The following is a 2,296-nucleotide window of genomic DNA, read 5'->3' on the forward strand; positions in this document are numbered from 1 at the left end:
TCGGCAAAGCGCGTGGGGGCCGGCGTTTTGGCTGGCGCTGCACTGGGTGCCGTAGCGGTGGGTGATACCCGCCCTGCTGATCAGGTTGTCCTGGGTGTCGTAGCTGAAATTTTCTTCCAGATTCCGCGAGTTGAAGCCAGAGCCAAAGCCGAGCTCACGGCTCTGCCCCCGCGCCCTTCGGCCCCGCTCGCCTCAAATACGCTGATGTGGCGGTGGACTTCGAATCCGAAACCACACCCAACGATATTGTCAGCGTGATAGCCACCGAGCCACTCACCAGCGATGAGACCTGGGATATCTATCGTCCCAGGTAGTGGCGCTTGCGCGCACAGATTTTTGAACACCCTCGACACAAATTTTTGAACTCTCGCGGAGCCAGCGTTTACACAATTCAATTTACAGAGTCGCTCTGAACTTGCTTACGCGGTTACGCCGTGGCTTGACCAGCTTCGTGCAACATTCGGGCTAGTCTCCTTCGCCTGAACCGAACCCACCCCCCTGATAGCCACTAACATCAAATACCGATCCATCAAGATTGCCTTTTTTAAGATCCTCATACACATAGAAATCTTCACGATCAGAAAATTCGCTTAAAGAATTTTCAAATGCAAACAGGAACAAAGCATAATTTAAATATTTCCTTTCAAGCCGATATCTCATGACCGTACTCTCAATCTGAGAACCCGTATAAGAATCACTTGGCCCATAATCCTTTTTTAGCAAAATAGACACTTTAGAAACATACTTACTAACAGCCCTCTTTTTTCTCCACTTCTTTAGAATCATACCTTACGCTCCCAACACCTAGTCACGAACCTCTTGAGATCCCGACGAATTCCGGAACACTATCGTTAAATGAATCCGACCAAGGAACAAAAACCTCATCATCAACATCTCGAATGTAGATTCGTGCCAATCCGACACTATCAAGTATATAGATTTTCCCAACATCAGACCATTGTACAAAAAATGGGGCAGATCGACGTTTTGCTAAAAAATAAAGAGCAATTCCACCGCTCTCGACTTTAACCCATACAGGCTGGTTAATATCAGAGATATAGCCAACGCCTTTTAGCCAACCCGCTTGACCATCACCCAACGGAATATCTTGAGAACCTAAGAACCTGCCACCGAAAACACTATCAATTTTCGATCTTCTTACAGATCCACTCCCCCCAAAAAAATAATAAAACACGAACCAGATAGTAAAAAAACAAAATAGCGAAAAAACCACTGACTCGAATGCGTAATATGCCACATACGAAACAACAAGTGAAACAAACAGCGCCCCAGACAAAAACAACACCCCTCGCCTGAAAAACTTCTTGTACGAATCTGTAGACATTGCGAGTTATTTCCTTGGAAAATAGTAAGGTGCCCTTCTGGGCTTTATCGACTGAACGTCCTCGTACCTTATTCTTGGTCGAGTACTTGTATCTAATTTAGCATTTGGGTCGACAAGCTCTGCTAAAACCTCGAAGCCGAAACCAATAAATTCACGCTTAACATGTGGAGCTAACGCACCCCAAGACGTGGCAGAGCCCATGGTTGCGACAGGCAAAATCATCGATGCTCCCAAACCCATCATCAACTGATTCATGTTTTGCTGGTGTCCATACATTGCCGCCGACGCATTAATTCTCGAATCAGTTGGATTGAACCACGAACTCCGCTCATCAGCCAACTGCCTGTCAAATGCCCTGCCTGCGGCCCGACTTCGGCTTTGTATATACGCGGCTCTGTATCGATCAACCCTTGAGCCCGAACCAGGATCCTGTATGTCTCCCGAAGGCGACAGAAGCATCGCATTTCCTCTACAGTCTTCACATGAAGCTGTCTGCTTCCCTGTGTTCGGATTAGCGCGGACGACGATATTTCCATCTAACTCTCTGGAACCGTTACCTCGGCTATTGTCCGACGTGCCTTCTTGAGACTCAATACTAAACTCTAAGTCAGGATCGACTTCTTCGTCTTCATTTATCATGAGTGAGGACTTGTACACTTCATCCTCGTCTTCTTCCTCGCCCTCTTTGATAAACCCACTCGGATCCGTCGCATTGAGTGGGTTATTCCACACATAACTGTACCGGTTCAGGCTCCGGGTAGTCCTCGGGTCCTGCACAATCGGATCAGCCTGGACGAAACGGGCGAGTTTGGGGTCATAAACCCGACCGTTCATGTGAATCAAGCCCACTTCATCCAAATGCTCATGATCCGTGTAGCCCCGCGTGGTATCCGGCTTGAGCGCTACCCGAAAGGGTTGATCCAGTTGTGGCCAGTAAGAGCCGCTGCCAAC

The 2,296-nt window shown here is 48.0% G+C and carries 5 protein-coding genes; 2 read left to right on the top strand and 3 right to left on the bottom strand.

The features are described 5' to 3' along the window. The coding region (locus DKW72_RS16835) for a hypothetical protein (protein WP_232522444.1) at positions 1 to 258 on the top strand (258 nt) is incomplete at its 5' end. Then, the gene (locus tag DKW72_RS16160) at positions 213 to 314 is read left to right on the top strand and encodes a class II glutamine amidotransferase (RefSeq protein WP_232522443.1); all 102 of its coding nucleotides are present in this window, start codon (positions 213 to 215) and stop codon (positions 312 to 314) included. The genes DKW72_RS16835 and DKW72_RS16160, both read left to right, overlap by 46 nt. 151 nt (positions 315 to 465) lie before the next feature. Here the strand turns inward: DKW72_RS16160 and DKW72_RS16165 are convergent, their stop codons facing one another. The 3 genes from DKW72_RS16165 to DKW72_RS16170 form a co-directional block, all read right to left on the bottom strand. Then, on the bottom strand, positions 466 to 786 hold the full coding sequence (locus DKW72_RS16165) for a DUF6559 family protein (protein ID WP_111643422.1): 321 nt from the start codon (positions 784 to 786) through the stop codon (positions 466 to 468). A gap of 22 nt (positions 787 to 808) precedes the next feature. After that, positions 809 to 1,345, bottom strand: a complete 537-nt coding sequence (locus DKW72_RS16465) for a hypothetical protein (RefSeq protein ID WP_157960523.1) — start codon at positions 1,343 to 1,345, stop codon at positions 809 to 811. A gap of 6 nt (positions 1,346 to 1,351) precedes the next feature. Continuing rightward, positions 1,352 to 2,296, bottom strand: a 945-nt coding sequence (locus tag DKW72_RS16170; RefSeq protein ID WP_157960524.1) for an RHS repeat-associated core domain-containing protein, incomplete at its 5' end; no start/stop codon positions are given.

It is taken from the genome of Marinimicrobium alkaliphilum (assembly GCF_003259155.1).
Taxonomy (GTDB): domain Bacteria; phylum Pseudomonadota; class Gammaproteobacteria; order Pseudomonadales; family Cellvibrionaceae; genus Marinimicrobium_A; species Marinimicrobium_A alkaliphilum.